At 36.6% G+C, this 14,909-nt stretch carries 9 protein-coding genes and 1 pseudogene; 3 read left to right on the top strand and 7 right to left on the bottom strand.

The genetic code is table 11. The features are described 5' to 3' along the window. The first annotated feature begins 162 nt into the window (after positions 1-162). On the top strand, positions 163-606 hold the full coding sequence (locus tag HNR27_RS05210) for a MarR family winged helix-turn-helix transcriptional regulator (protein ID WP_429339005.1): 444 nt from the start codon (positions 163-165) through the stop codon (positions 604-606). Next, positions 603-3,719: an MMPL family transporter gene (locus HNR27_RS05205; RefSeq protein ID WP_429339004.1), complete on the top strand. Its 3,117-nt coding sequence runs from the start codon at positions 603-605 to the stop codon at positions 3,717-3,719. Before HNR27_RS05210 ends, HNR27_RS05205 begins: the two co-directional genes overlap by 4 nt. Positions 3,720-3,757: 38 nt before the next feature. Here the strand turns inward: HNR27_RS05205 and HNR27_RS05200 are convergent, their stop codons facing one another. Both HNR27_RS05200 and murG read right to left on the bottom strand, forming a co-directional pair. After that, the gene (locus HNR27_RS05200; RefSeq protein ID WP_429339003.1) at positions 3,758-4,774 is read right to left on the bottom strand and encodes a DUF3231 family protein; all 1,017 of its coding nucleotides are present in this window, start codon (positions 4,772-4,774) and stop codon (positions 3,758-3,760) included. A gap of 156 nt (positions 4,775-4,930) precedes the next feature. Then, the gene (gene murG, locus HNR27_RS05195; RefSeq protein WP_429339002.1) at positions 4,931-6,001 is read right to left on the bottom strand and encodes an undecaprenyldiphospho-muramoylpentapeptide beta-N-acetylglucosaminyltransferase; all 1,071 of its coding nucleotides are present in this window, start codon (positions 5,999-6,001) and stop codon (positions 4,931-4,933) included. Between the two features lie 118 nt (positions 6,002-6,119). Here murG and HNR27_RS05190 point away from each other — a divergent pair, with 118 nt between their 5' ends. After that, the gene (locus HNR27_RS05190) at positions 6,120-7,487 is read left to right on the top strand and encodes an MATE family efflux transporter (protein ID WP_429339001.1); all 1,368 of its coding nucleotides are present in this window, start codon (positions 6,120-6,122) and stop codon (positions 7,485-7,487) included. A 33-nt stretch (positions 7,488-7,520) separates the two neighbouring features. Here HNR27_RS05190 and HNR27_RS05185 read toward each other — a convergent pair whose 3' ends face one another. The 5 genes and pseudogenes from HNR27_RS05185 to HNR27_RS05165 all read right to left on the bottom strand — a co-directional run bounded on the left by HNR27_RS05185 (position 7,521) and on the right by HNR27_RS05165 (position 14,872). Continuing rightward, a complete protein-coding gene (locus tag HNR27_RS05185; protein ID WP_212919162.1) occupies positions 7,521-8,708 on the bottom strand; it encodes a NupC/NupG family nucleoside CNT transporter in 1,188 nt (395 codons plus the stop codon). Between the two features lie 194 nt (positions 8,709-8,902). Then, complete coding sequence (gene odhB, locus HNR27_RS05180; protein WP_429339000.1) at positions 8,903-10,141, bottom strand: 2-oxoglutarate dehydrogenase complex dihydrolipoyllysine-residue succinyltransferase; 1,239 nt, start codon at positions 10,139-10,141, stop codon at positions 8,903-8,905. Beyond that, a pseudogene (locus HNR27_RS05175) lies at positions 10,071-12,988 on the bottom strand (2-oxoglutarate dehydrogenase E1 component). The gene odhB and the pseudogene HNR27_RS05175 overlap by 71 nt, the downstream one beginning before the upstream one ends. A 516-nt stretch (positions 12,989-13,504) precedes the next feature. Beyond that, on the bottom strand, positions 13,505-13,978 hold the full coding sequence (locus HNR27_RS05170; RefSeq protein WP_429338999.1) for a tRNA (cytidine(34)-2'-O)-methyltransferase: 474 nt from the start codon (positions 13,976-13,978) through the stop codon (positions 13,505-13,507). 48 nt (positions 13,979-14,026) lie between these two features. Beyond that, complete coding sequence (locus HNR27_RS05165; RefSeq protein WP_429338998.1) at positions 14,027-14,872, bottom strand: amidase domain-containing protein; 846 nt, start codon at positions 14,870-14,872, stop codon at positions 14,027-14,029. Between the last annotated feature and the right edge of the window lie 37 nt (positions 14,873-14,909).

The raw sequence follows: 14,909 nt of genomic DNA, 5'->3' as shown, positions 1-14,909 counted from the left end.
TGTGGAAATGCATAAGTGGAAATTGAAATGCATTTCCTTTCTTTTGTACATTAAATGTTCATAATAATTGGATTGCCATATTCTAATTAACTTGCTATGATAATATAGTTCAATAAGTGAACTATTTAACCTATGAACCTTTTTAAGGGAGGTGTAACGTATTTGGAATTAAAGGAATTAGTAGATCGGTATCAGGCAGCCATAAATCTGGTCTATCGAAAGGTTAGTATTTTATTAAAGGAAAAAATAAATGTTGATATCACATCAGATCAATTTCCAACGCTTCAATACATTGCTAATAATAAAAAATGCACGAGTACTGATATTGCCTATACTTTTGGAATAGGAAAAAGTGCTGTAACTGCACAAGTAAACCGTTTATTTGATAAAGGCCTTATTATTCGAGAACGCGATGAAAGAGACCGTAGAGTAGTATATCTTCTCGCTACAGAAAAAGGAAGAGAATTTGTCACACATACGGAGAAGATTTTATTTGAAGTATTAGGAAAATACTTATCAAACTTTGAAGATGAAGAAATAAGTACGTTTATTCAATTATTAGAAAAGCTAGCCAGAATTATGGATGAGGGGGAAGTAGATGAATGAAACATATAATTCATTTTAGATGGATAATTGCATTGGTCTGGATTGCGAGTGCTATAGCACTTTTTATATTTGCTCCCAATTTACAAGACCTTGTACGTGAAAAAGGACAAATAGCAGCGCCAGAGGATTCACCTTCCGTTCAAGCACAAAAATTAATCGATTCCATGCAAACGGATAAAGAAGCGAATCGTACAAGTGCGGTACTTGTATTTCATGAAAAAGATGGGTTTAATACAACAGAAAAAGATAGTGTTGGAGAAGCAATCGAACGATTAGAAGAACAAGCAGATCATTTAGGTATTTCAAATATACTCTCTTTTAAAGAAGATCCACAAATAGAAGAGCAAACCGTTTCAGAGGATGGGAAAACGATTATCGTTCCATTGGAAGTTTCACTAAAAGACCGTGAAATAGCTGATGCGAGCGATGCTATCTATGCTTCACTTGAAGATGTTACGATTGATCATTACTTAACTGGAGAGGCTTTTATTTCACAGGATATAATTACCAACTCTGAAGAAGGTTTAAAGAAAACAGAAGTTATTACAGTAGTATTAATCCTGATTATATTATTTGCAGTATTTAAATCCTTTGTTGCTCCTTTTATTCCATTATTAACAGTTGGAATATCTTATTTAGCAGCACAAGGGGTTGTCTCTATATTAGCAGATAAAATTAATTTCCCATTATCAACCTTTACACAAATTTTCATGGTTGCAGTTATGTTTGGTATAGGTACAGATTATTGCATCCTGCTAATTAGTAGATTTAAAGAAGAAATTTCTAATGGAGAATCGATAAAGGATGCTGTATTAAACACTTATAAAACTAGTGGTAAGACCATCGCCTTTGCAGGAATAGCTGTACTTATTGGTTTCTCCACTATTGGACTTTCCACCTTCTCCTTGTATCAATCAGCTGTTGCAGTAGCAGTCGGAGTTGCCGTCGTCCTTATTGCACTTGGTACATTAGTTCCTTTCTTTCTCGTTGTACTCGGAAAAAAATTATTCTGGCCATTTGATAAAGCTGTATCCCATAAAGAAAGTAAGCTTTGGGGGATAGTAGGAACCTTTGCATGGGCAAGGCCTTTCATTGCATTAATCATCGTTGCAATCATCGTTGTCCCTGCACTAGTATCCTACGATGGCAGTAAATCCTATAACTCTTTAGAAGAAATCGGGGATTCCTACCAATCTGTTAAAGGCTTTAATTATATTGCTGATAGCTTTGGTCCAGGTCAAACGATGCCAATGTCTGTCGTCTATAAATTAGATACATCCATTGATACAGCTTCAGACTTTCAGCAAATTGAACGAATTTCTGAGTCATTATCAAAATTGGAAGGTGTCGATCAGGTAAGAAGTGCGACTAGACCAACAGGTACCATCATTGAAGACTTCTTAGTAGGAAACTTTACAGGTCAATTATCGGATGGAATAGGAAAAAGCACGGATGGCATAACCGAAATCCAAAGCGGATTACAAGAAGCATCCTCTGAGCTTGAAAAGGCTAGCCCTAAATTAGTCGATGCCCAGGATGGCGTTGACCAATTATTACAGGGAACTCAGGTTGCGAACAATGGCATTGGAGATATTCAATCTGCCTTAGGTCAAATTGAACAAGGTATTGAATCAGGCGCTATCGGTGCTGGTGAAATAAAAACAAACCTTCAAACAATTAAAGAAAAGCTTGACCAAACCATTTCTGGTAATAAAGAATTACTGAATGGATATCAACAGCTAGCACAAGGTATTACCGATTTAAACAATCAACAATTTAGTAGTTTGAGCCAATTACCGAATACTATTACACACGTATATAATAGTCTAGAAATCGTTCTTCAAAAACATGCAGAATTACAAGAGGATACTGATTTTATGACAGCATATATGACTCTTGAAAAACTAATAGACCAGGTAAAACCATTAGGAAGTATCCAACAACTTATGGAATCTAAGGTTATTGAACCATTAAATCAGTTAAACGATAAAAATAACCAATATAATCTAAGCATGTCCATCGCTGCACAAGAGCAGATTTCATCAGGGATTGGACAATTAATAAATGGAGTTGACCAGCTCCAAGCAGGGTTAGACAAAGCTGCGAGTGGTCAAGGCCAAGTAGTTGGTAATATTCCAAATTTACAGGATGGGCTATCTCAACTATATGGTGGTCAAGAACAATTGAAAACTGCCTTTCAAGACATGCAAGATCAGCTTGGTCAATTAGCAGCAGGATTGTCTGACGGTGCCGATGGACTTCAACAAATTGGTGATGGTCTAACAGACGTACAAGGATATCTTGCTGATATCAAAACAGATGAAGATAATCCAATGGTCATGATCCCTGAAGAGGCGCTCGAAAATGAAGCATTCATGGAAGGCGCTAATATGTATCTTTCAGACGATAAAACGATTGTCAAATTTGATATTGTATTGAAATATAATCCATATTCAACGGAAGCCATTCATATGGTAGATAACGTAACTACTAAGGCCGAGGAAGCTAAACAAGGAACCATTTTTGCGGATAGCGAAGCCTTAATCGGTGGAATCAGTAGTACAAACAACGACCTGCAAAATGTTTCTGATGAAGACTACTCTAGAACGGTAATATTCATGATAATTGGTATTCTCATCGTATTAATCATTTTACTACGTTCGATTTTTATGCCAATATATCTAATCGGGTCTTTAGTTTTAACATACTTTACTTCTATGGCATTTACTGAAATTATCTTTGTCAATATTCTTGGCTATGATGGTTTAACATGGGCAGTACCATTCTTTGCTTTTGTTATGCTTACCGCATTAGGTATAGATTACAGTATCTTCTTAATGGACAGATTCAATGAGTATCGTGACGGCAATCTAAAAGAAGCTATGCTAACGGCAATGAAGAAAATGGGTACAGTTATTATTTCTGCAGCAGTAATACTAGGTGGAACATTCGCTGCGATGCTACCTTCTGGAGTGTTATCTATTTTACAAATAGCCACTGTCGTGTTGATCGGTTTATTCCTTTATGCATTAGTCATGTTACCACTGTTTGTACCAGTGATGGTTAAATTATTTGGAAATGTTAATTGGTGGCCATTTACAAAGAAAAATTAAAGTAGCATGTACAGAAAAAAGCTGGAATATATTTTGTTTCAGCTTTTTTCCTTATCTCTTGCTAATTTCTTACGTAATTTAATCCCAGGGGGCTGTTCCAACCAATTATACTGAATCATTATATCTGCTCCGCTTTTCGCTAACTTAGCCACCTCTAGTGATAGACGCTCATAATTCAGCATTAAATCACTGCGCTGACTTGCTGCAGATGCAGTACCGTAATTACCAATGCCAGCTTGCATCATTAAAGAGATATGAAACATATTTAATTTATCGGAAAAAGTCCACGTGGTAGAATTGCTAATACTGATATCTGGGACTTCTGGAACCTCTATATCCTCTTCCTTTAATATGTCCGTAAAAATTTTCACATGCTTTTTCGCTACGTCACTACATCTTAATATATATTCCTGTATATCCTTTGAAGGAGATGTTTGTGCAAATGCTAAACAAAGCTTATTGCCTATAGAGTTTGTCATAATATTCATATACAAATATGAAATTTCAATAGCGTTAAGTGGCCTCTTGTCTTGAAACGGATTAAGCCCGCTTAAATAATCTTTACTATCTACAAAATCTGTCTCTTTAGGTACAGAAATATATGGGTGTCTTGAATTGACTCCTTTTTCAAGCGCTATATCTAAAGATGTATTGTAAAGTATCGTAGTTTCATGAATAACCTCTGTAAAATAATCACGAATATCCTTCCTAGTACTCATGGAAAGAAGACCACCATATGTTACAGAACCTATTTTTGCCATAAAATTAACATAGGTTAAACAAAAGACATCTGTGAAAAGCCAAGGAGCATTAGGATTTACATCTAGTTCTGCAAATCCGTTAGGTATGGCATAGTTTTCTTTTTTAAAGATAGCTGTTAGCTTCTCAATATGTGAACATGACAAATCATAAGCATGTTGGATAACTGGTTTTATTTCTTCATCCTTTAAATCCTTCAACATAAAACTCAGTACCTGCAATGACATACTATCATTCATATAAACTGTCCATAGTGATGCTATTTCACCTGATGTTAAATTGATATGCTTATTCACATTTTGCCTCCTTAGAACGGATATCTTTTGCTTTATTATTTCCTATTCAGAAAAAAATATTTGTTTTGGAAGCAACGTTTAAATCATTCGAAGTTGTATCTATAAGAATTAAAAAGACTATTCTCTGTCACCAAGAACAAAGAATAGCCTTTTTACCTATTTTGCCGATTCTTTTATTATTTCAATAACCCGATCACGTGATTTTTCACTATGATATTCTTTCATCTTATCCCGCATAACCGGTGCCTGCGATACTAACTGATTAAGCTGTCTAGCTAAGGATTCCTCTGTTAAATCTTCCTCTTCTAATACTCTTGCATAGGATTTTTCCTGGAAGGACTTTGCATTGATAATTTGGTCGCCTCTGCTTGCCTCTTTTGATAAGGGGATAAGTAGCATAGGGATTTGTAATGCTAAAAATTCATATATTGCATTAGAGCCTGCTCGTGACAAAACATAATCCGTTGCAGCAAATATATCCTTTAATTCGTCATGCACATATTCAAATTGCATATAGCCCTCTTGACTAAAACTAGAATCTGTTTTTCCTTCTCCACAAATATGAATAATTTGAAAATGCGGGAGTAAGTTTTCTAAGGAAGACCTTACTGTTTCATTTATTTTGGCAGCTCCTCCACTTCCACCCATAATTAGTAGAACTGGTTTTTGGTGATGAAAGCCACATAATTCAAGTCCTCTTTCTTTATCCCCTTGGAATAATTCTTCACGAATAACTGCACCAACATATTCTGCCTTTTCCTTTGGTAGAAAGTTAACTGTCTCAGGAAAGGTTGCCAACACTTTCTTAGCAAAAGGGATAGCAAGCTTATTAGCAAGTCCAGGTGTGTAGTCCGATTCATGAATCACTGCTGAAACACCTCGCATTTTTGCAGCTAGAACTACCGGAACTGATACAAAGCCCCCTTTAGAGAAGATTACAGCAGGCTTTTGTTTACCAATTATTCTCCATGCTTGCAGGGTTCCTTTTAATACTTTGAATGGATCTTTAATATTTTCTAGAGACATATATCGTCGTAATTTCCCTGTTGAAATTGAATAATAAGTAACACCATCTAATTGTTCAATTAATTTTCTTTCAATACCGTCTTTTGAACCAATATAATCAATTTTCCATCCTTCACGTTTAAAAACAGGGATCAATGCTAGATTTACAATTACATGTCCTGCTGATCCTCCGCCTGTGAATAGAATACGTTTATTTTTCATATGATTTGGTAATCCCCTCTTTCCAATTACACATGCAAGCCTTATAATAGCATTTATGTAATCACTATCGTTCCTTCTCTATCCTATAAGAAAAATATGAAAAAAGGAAGCATTATAAATGTATGAAACCAAAACCATCAAAGAAAAGATCAAGTTATTTTTCATCATCTTTTTTCCCATTCTTATTACACAAGTAAGTCTAAATCTAATGACCTTTTTTGACACGGTCATGTCTGGGCAGGCTGGAGCAGTCGATTTAGCTGGTGTTGCAATCGGATCGAGTCTCTGGGTCCCGGTTTTCACTGGAATAAATGGTATATTACTAGCCATTACACCGATAATATCCCAGCTTTTAGGTGCTAGATCTTATGACTCACTCGCAAAAAAGGTGCAGCAAGCTATCTATTTATCTATGATCCTAGCAATTATAATAATTATACTAGGTGGCCTTTTTATTAACCCTATCCTAAATATGATGAATTTAGAGAGTGAAGTTAGATTTATTTCCAAATACTATCTTATTTCATTAGGGCTTGGAATTATTCCTTTATTCATTTTTAATACATTGCGTTGCTTTATGGATGCCTTAGGTCAAACGAGAGTTTCTATGATTATCATTCTTATCGCATTACCAATAAATATCATCCTTAACTACTTATTTATCTTCGGTAAATTTGGTTTTCCTGAGCTTGGTGGAATTGGTGCTGGCATTGCCACATCACTTACGTATTGGTTAACAAGTATACTTGCTATACTCATTATCCACAAAATGAAGCCGTTTAAAGAATATCAAGTCTTCTCAGCTTGGGTTAAACCAAAGACAAAACACTGGAAGGAACAACTTAAGATTGGTATCCCAATCGGCTTTGCTATCTTCTTTGAAACGAGTATCTTTGCTGCAATTACATTATTAATGAGTGAATATAATACCAATACAATTGCAGCCCATCAAGCCGCAATGAGCTTCTCTTCATTATTGTATATGATTCCACTAAGTGTTGGTATGGCACTGACAATTACTGTCGGCTATGAGGTAGGAGCAAAACGACTAAATGATGCGAAAGCTTACGGTTATATCGGTATAAGTGGTGGTATTTTTATTGCGTTACTTAACGGAATGATTTTATTCCTATTTAACGATTATGTTGCCAGCTTATATAATAGCGACCCAGATGTCATTGCATTAACAGTACAATTTATAAGCTTTGCCATTGTCTACCAACTGGCAGACGCATTCGGTGCACCGATTCAAGGAGCACTTCGTGGATATAAGGATGTTAATATGACACTAATTATCGCACTCGTATCTTATTGGGGTATTGGATTACCAACTGGCTGGCTATTAGCAAACTTCACTTCACTTGAACCATTTGGCTATTGGGTAGGCATTATCGTTGGACTAAGCACTGGTGCTGGAGCATTATTAGTTAGGTTACGCTATGTTCAGAAAAAATACGACAAACAGCAAAACCCATCTGTTGATTAACAAATGGGTTTTGTTTTGTTAAATAGAAGTAACTCATATGAACAAACCAGCAATAGTTGCTGACAGAATGGATGCTAATGTTGCCCCGAGTAAAAGCTTTAATCCAAACCTTGATACTTGTCCCCCTTTTTCACGATCAATCCCTTGAACTGTTCCAGCTATAATCCCAATGGATGAAAAATTAGCAAAGCTTGTTAAAAACACCGTTACAATTCCGATTGTTTTTTCCGAGACTGTTTCAAGCATCGGTTGAAACTCAAGCATCGCTACAAACTCATTCGTTACGATTTTCGTTCCCATGATTGCACCAGATTCTAGTACTTCATTCGCTGGTATACCCATTAAATAACCAATTGGTGCTAATACATAGCCGAGTATTTGCTGTAAAGTAACACCAGCAAAAATAGCTTGAATAATCCAGTTCACTAATTCAAGTGATGCTATAAAAGCTACTAACATGGTAGCGACTATTAATGCTATTTTCCCTCCTTCTAGAGCACCATTACCCATTGCTTCAAAAATACTATTTTCGTTGGAAACATCCGTAATGTCGACTTTATCATCCTGTTTGGAAACGTAAACAGGTGCAATAATTGATGCAACAATTAATGCGCTAAACATATTAAGAGGTAAAGCAACAAGAACATATTCTGCTGGAAGCATTTGAATGTAGGCACCAATAATTGATGCTGATACAGATCCCATCGCTGAAGCACTAACAATATATAATCGGTTAGCATTTAAATGATGAAATTGTGACCGAATTGCAATTAAAGCTTCAGACTGACCAAAGAAAATACTATTAACCGCATTGAAGGATTCTACCCTCGGTAATCCTGTTATTTTTGAGATAATCCCACCAATATATTTAATAATGATTGGCAAAATCTTCAAATAGGTAAGGACTGATAAGAGTGTAGCAAAGAATACAATTAATAAGAGAACATCAAAGAAAAAGACGCCGCCTTCTTTTTCTACTACACCACCAAGAATAAAATCAATTCCTGCCTTTCCAAATGCAATTAGTTTATTAAAAACTGCAGATATACCATTGATTATGCTTTGACCAATTGTTGTTGAAAACATAAACCAAGTAATAAGTAGTTGTACTAGAATCATTATACCTATACCACGGTAATTTATTTTGCTTCGGTCATTGGAGAGTAAGTATGAAAGCCCAAGGACAACTATTATTGCTAAAATTCCAAGAAGAATATCCATAAAGTTTCCCCCTATACAAATATAGTTTCGGTTTTAGTTGTCCCCAAGTATTGCTGAAATAACAGGAACTTAGAAAATTTTTTACTAAGTTCCTGGAAATTTAGTCCCCCACTAAACAAATATTCATATTCATCGCAGCAATATTTGCATAAAAAAACCTGCCATAACATATTGTCATGGCAGGTTTTTTTATATTATCCTTCTAATAATAAATCATATGGATCTTCTAATAACTGTTTCACTCGTACTAAGAACTGTACTGCTTCTTTACCATCAACTATTCTGTGGTCATAGGATAAAGCAAGATACATCATAGGACGAACTTCGATAGAATTATCTGGCATTGCGATTGGACGCTTAATGATGTTGTGCATCCCTAAAATACCAACCTGTGGTGCATTCAAGATAGGAGTAGATAGCATAGATCCAAATGTACCACCGTTTGTTATGGTAAATGTTCCACCTTGAAGATCGCTTAGCCCTAATTGTTTGTCACGAGCTTTCTTACCTAGATTTGCAATTTCACGCTCAACACCAGCAAAATCTAATCGATCAGCATCACGTACAACAGGTACGACTAAACCATCGTCAGTAGATACAGCAATACCAATATCATAGAACTTTTTAATAACAAGATCTGTTCCTTGGATTTCTGCATTAAGCAGTGGGAAGTCCTTTAATGCTCCAACTACTGCTTTCGTAAAGAATGACATAAAACCAAGTTTAACGCCGTGCTTTTCCATGAATTTATCCTTACGCTCACTACGAAGCTTCATAACATTCGTAAGGTCTACTTCATTGAAAGTAGTTAGCATAGCAGCAGTATGCTGCGCTTCAACAAGACGATTAGCAATTGTTTGACGGCGACGTGACATTTTCACACGCTCTACAGGCTTTGTAAATTCTGTTACTTCTGCCTTAGGAGCAGCTTGTTTAGCAGGTGCTGGTGCTTGTTTTGGTGCACTTGCAGCAGCTTCGACATCCTCAGAACGTACACGACCAAGTGGATCACGCGTTACTACTGTACTTAAATCAATATTTAATTCACGAGCTCGTTTTCTTGCTGCAGGTGATGCAACTACATCATGCTTCGAAGCTGATTGTTCCTCTACCTTTGGCGCTGGATCAGCCTTTGGAGTTTCACTTTTTACAGCAGGTGCTGGTGCTTCTTCTTGCACAGGTTCAGCAGTAGCTCCACCTTCTTCACTAACCTTTGCAATTACATCCCCAACTACGACGTCATCTCCTTCTTCTTTAACGAATTCAGTGATAACACCGGATACTTCGGAATTAACCTCCACGTTTACTTTATCTGTCTCCAATTCGACGACTGGATCGCCTTTTTCAACGCGATCTCCTACTTTAATAAGCCACTGAGCGATTGTTCCTTCTGTAATGGATTCGGCAAGTTCGGGTACAATAATTTCTTTCACTGGAATCTCCTCCTAAAGTCGGTTAATTGCTTGTTGCACAATGTTTTCTTGTTCTGCCTTATGCACGTTTGGATCACCAACAGCTGGTGCTGAACGATCTGGACGACCGATATAGCGTAGCGTTTGCCCTTGCTTTAATAATTCGCGTAAACGTTCCTCTACAAAGCTCCAAGCGCCCATATTCTTAGGCTCTTCTTGAACCCAGACAATTTCTTCAAGATTTGGAAGTTCACTTACAATCTTCTCTAATTCCTTTTTAGGGAAAGGATAAATTTGCTCTAGTCGAACAGCACGTAACCAATCAAATTTTTCCCCTGATTGATCAATCGTTTCTTCAATATCTATCATTACTTTTCCAGAACCAATTAGTAAGCGTTTAGCATTCTTTTTACTTACTTTTAGATTTGGTTGATTACGTAATGGTTGGAATTTACCTTCAGTAAATTCTACCGCGTCTGATGCAACTCTTTGATTGCGAAGTAAGCTACTCTTTGGTGTCATTAAGACTAATGGACGAGCTTCCTCCTTATCACGTAATGCTGCCTGCCTACGTATTAAGTGGAAGAATTGTGCTGATGATGTTACATACGCTACAATCCAGTTATTCTCTGCCGCCATTTGTAAGAAGCGCTCTAGTCTTGCACTTGAGTGTTCTGGACCTTGACCTTCATATCCATGAGGAAGCAATAAAACCATGTTAGATTTTTCTCCCCATTTTGCACGTGCAGCAGAAATAAATTGATCAAAAATAACTTGTGCTGCATTAGCAAAGTCTCCGAATTGAGCTTCCCAAAGTACTAGTGTATTAGGTGACTGAACACTGTAACCATATTCAAATCCTAATACTGCTGCCTCAGATAATGGGCTGTTACGAATATCAAAGGACGCCTTAGCATCTAAGCCGTGAAATATACTATATTTTTCATTCGTGACAGCATCGTTCAATACAGCATGTCTGTGTGCGAAAGTACCACGTTCAGAGTCTTGACCGGTTAAACGAATTGGAATACCATCTTTAAGAATAGAACCGTAGGCTAAAGCCTCACCAGCTCCCCAGTCTACCGTGTTTCCTTCTTGTAAAGCCTCTCTGCGACGTTTAAATATTCTCGCCAGCTTCTTATTTTCAGTAAATCCCTCTGGACGATTAAATAATCCTTCATTAAGAACTACAAGTTCATCCATTGAAACAGCTGTCTCGTATTTTTCTAAATCAGTATTTAAGGCGTCTGGCATGTCCTTACATTCAACCTTAGCAAGCTCAGTTTCACTCATGCCATCATAAATAGCCTTTAGATTCGTCTCTACTTCGGCAACCATTTTATCAAATTCTTCACGATTGATAATACCTTTTTCTACTAGGTTATGAGCAAAAACATTGGCAACAGTTGGATGCTTGTCAATGATACTGTATAGCTTAGGCTGTGTTACCCTTGGCTCATCCATTTCATTATGTCCGTAGCGACGGTAACCGACTAAATCAATGAGGATATCCTTATGAAATTCCTTACGATAATCATAAGCAAGCTTAATTGCAGATACACAAGCAATTGGATCATCTGCATTTACATGAATTACTGGAATTTCAAATCCTTTTGCTAGGTCACTAGCATATCTAGTTGAACGTCCGTCCTTTTGATCAGTGGTGTATCCTAATAAGTTATTGGCAATGATGTGTAAGGTTCCTCCAGTTGAATATCCAGGTAAATTTGCTAGGTTAAGTGTTTCTGCAACTACACCCTCACCAATAAATGCTGCATCCCCATGAATTAATACTGGAATTGCCTTTGTAACATCTTGTTCAGGATAGCCACTTTGGGAACGATTATCCTGTGCTGCACGAGCATAACCTTCAACAACTGGATTGACAAATTCTAAATGAGAAGGATTATGAGCTAGAGTAATTTTTATTTTCGTTTCTTCCCCATCTTTAACATCCTTCACAGCACCAAAGTGATATTTAACGTCTCCTGTCCATCCGTAATTAATCCCCCTTGAACCTTCTGAAGGAATTAATTCTTTATTCGGTGAATGGTGAAACTCGGAAAAGATTTTATCAATAGGTTTTCCGAGAACATGAGCTAGAACACTTAAACGACCACGGTGTGCCATACCCATCATTATATGTTCCACTTTGTCCGCTATTGCATGCTTAACAACATGATCAAGCATTGGAACCATAGATTCAAGTCCCTCAATGGAGAATCGTTTTTGACCAACGAATGTCTTCTGTAAAAACCCTTCAAATCCTTCTACGTTTGCAAGACGATCTAATAGTTGTTTTTTCTCATCATTCGACAGATTTAAATATGCCTTACCAGATTCGATATAGTTTGATAACCATTCACGCTCTTCATCACTATCTACATGATCATATTCAAACGTAATGGAACCCGTATAATATTTTCTTAATTCACGTACTACATCTAAAGCATTATCCACACCTGCTGGGGCTTTATCCCATACCCAAGATGCAGGAATATCCTTTAATTCTGCTTCTGTCAAACCATATTTTTCTGGATGTAATAGCTCAGACTTTCTTTCTTCTTGAACACTAACTGGATAAATATTTGCTTCTAAATGACCGAAACGACGAATAGCCTCAACCAATTTAACCGTTGAGGTGATTTTCTTAACATCATTTATGGAAGTGCTAGCGTTTTCGTAAACGATATCATTTGAAGCCTGTAACCAAATAGGTGCTCCATGTTGATCGAAAATTTCCTTTAGAGATGGATCAACTGCTTGAGGATCCTCTTTGTAAAGATCATATTGTTCTTCAACATAACCTATATTAGGACCATAAAACTCTCCCCAGAATCTTTGTGAAGATTCATCATTTTGTGCCACGACTTATACCCCCATTAGAAGTTAACTTTCTCCGCATAATTTACGGCTTTTTTACACAATTCTAATTATAGAACTGAGTTATGACTTCATCAACTAATATACCTTATTTTGTCAAGGGAAACAATACATCTTATGCGTACTAAAACAAAATTGAGATAAAATAAAAAGATAGGGAATTTTCTTACTTTTCATTTCGGAAATTTGTAACCATTCTTAGTTCACATTCTGGAATTTATTCGATATAATGAGGACAGCAAATAATGTCTTTTCATACATATTGAAAAACTTGAAGGAGGCCACTCTCATGAAATTAGCACTACTTTTAGGTGTAATAGTTGTATTTTTAACTTCTATTTTTACTGCAGGATACGAAGCAAAACCAGGGGTACCAAAGAAAAATCAATAATGTTGAGAGCTAGCCCAGGACATGAGCTAGCTCTTTTATTTTTTGGGCTTATAAAATTACTTAAACGCCATTTCCTATATTTAGAACAGAAGGCGCTCTTGTAATCGCCCTTAAGTTAAAAGTGGAAAACCTTGTTGCCTCAATACCTCATAGACAATAATTGCTGCTGTGTTTGATAGATTTAATGATCTTACCTTATCGTTCATATGAATTCGTAGGCACTGATCTTCTTTACCTATCAGTAAATCCTTTGGAATTCCAGTCGACTCTTTCCCAAAAACAAAAAATAACTCCTCATCCTTGTTACTAAAGTCAAAATCGGTATAATGTTTTGTTCCAAAGTTTTCTATATAATAAAACTTTCCGCTTGGATATTTTTCATATAACTCAAAGATAGAATTATGCTCCTCTAAGTCAACTTGTTCCCAATAGTCAAGTCCAGCTCTTCGAACCATTTTACTATCCGTAGAAAATCCTAGTGGATGGATTAAATGTAACTTAGTATCTGTTGCTAGACAGGTTCTTCCAATATTTCCCGTATTAGATGGGATTTCTGGTTCATATAATACGACATGTAAACTCACACTTCATATCTCCTTAAGCTTCTATTGTACAACTCTATCATTATAGCATTAATCACCAATACGGAAAAATTTATATTGTATATTTGGCGTATAAGCAGAAGAGTCCTCATATGACCAATAGCGGTGGCGGCTATTTTGTGTATGAGCATTGACTAGTGGCATTCCATCGGCGTCCTTTTCAACCACAATGGTATTATGATTCCATCTACCGTCCCCTTCAAAATCGTAGCAAATAACGTCACCTGGTATTAATTCACTAGGTGACTCAACCTCTGTTCCTTTTAGACCATGTGTTGAACCAGAAAGAAACCATCTCAAAGCATGGGCAACCGCCCAACTATTGCTCCAATTATTCCCTTGATACCACCAGCCTTGATTTCGATTTGGTGCCCCTCGCATTGGAGCTCCTCCGGCTCTCAAGCACTGTGAGATATAATTAGTGCAGTCTACTTCAAATTTCCGATAAGCTGGATTATAACTATTCCACCATCTCTCCGCATATTGGACGGCTGCTCTTCGGTCATAAGTAAATCGTATAGTTCTATCTACTGCTTCCGATTCAAGCTCTAACTTCTCCAGATGTTGTTTTGGTACATATTCTTCCATTTGACGATGTTCAATAATTTGGTCAGATTTTAATATAAATCGATGTGGAATAATTCTCTCTTCCTGAAAAAAATGATTCCCTTGCTTCATTAACATCGATATATGCAGTTGATAATACAATTTTTCTTCATTGCCTAAATTAATCCTCTGGAAAATATGTCCTTTCCCCTTGATTCTGGCAATCTTAACCCTTCGAGATTCATTTAAAGTCTTTAGACGATTCCACCAATCAAATTCCTCATTTTCATTGTTAAAAAAGTTTTCCCAAAACATTTCTAGCTGTCGCACAAAAATCCCCTCCCATAGAATGTATATGGAGGGAATG

Source organism: Ornithinibacillus bavariensis, from assembly GCF_050433565.1.
In the GTDB taxonomy this organism is placed as follows: domain Bacteria; phylum Bacillota; class Bacilli; order Bacillales; family Amphibacillaceae; genus Ornithinibacillus; species Ornithinibacillus bavariensis.
This window is presented reverse-complemented; position numbering and strand designations above follow the sequence as displayed.

Coding starts and splice junctions, on each gene's coding strand:
- murG (WP_429339002.1), bottom strand. CDS start 6,001: ATGAAAAATAAACGTATTCTATTCACAGGCGGAGGATCAGCAGGACAT.
- HNR27_RS05205 (WP_429339004.1), top strand. CDS start 603: ATGAAACATATAATTCATTTTAGATGGATAATTGCATTGGTCTGGATT.
- HNR27_RS05190 (WP_429339001.1), top strand. CDS start 6,120: ATGTATGAAACCAAAACCATCAAAGAAAAGATCAAGTTATTTTTCATC.
- HNR27_RS05185 (WP_212919162.1), bottom strand. CDS start 8,708: ATGGATATTCTTCTTGGAATTTTAGCAATAATAGTTGTCCTTGGGCTT.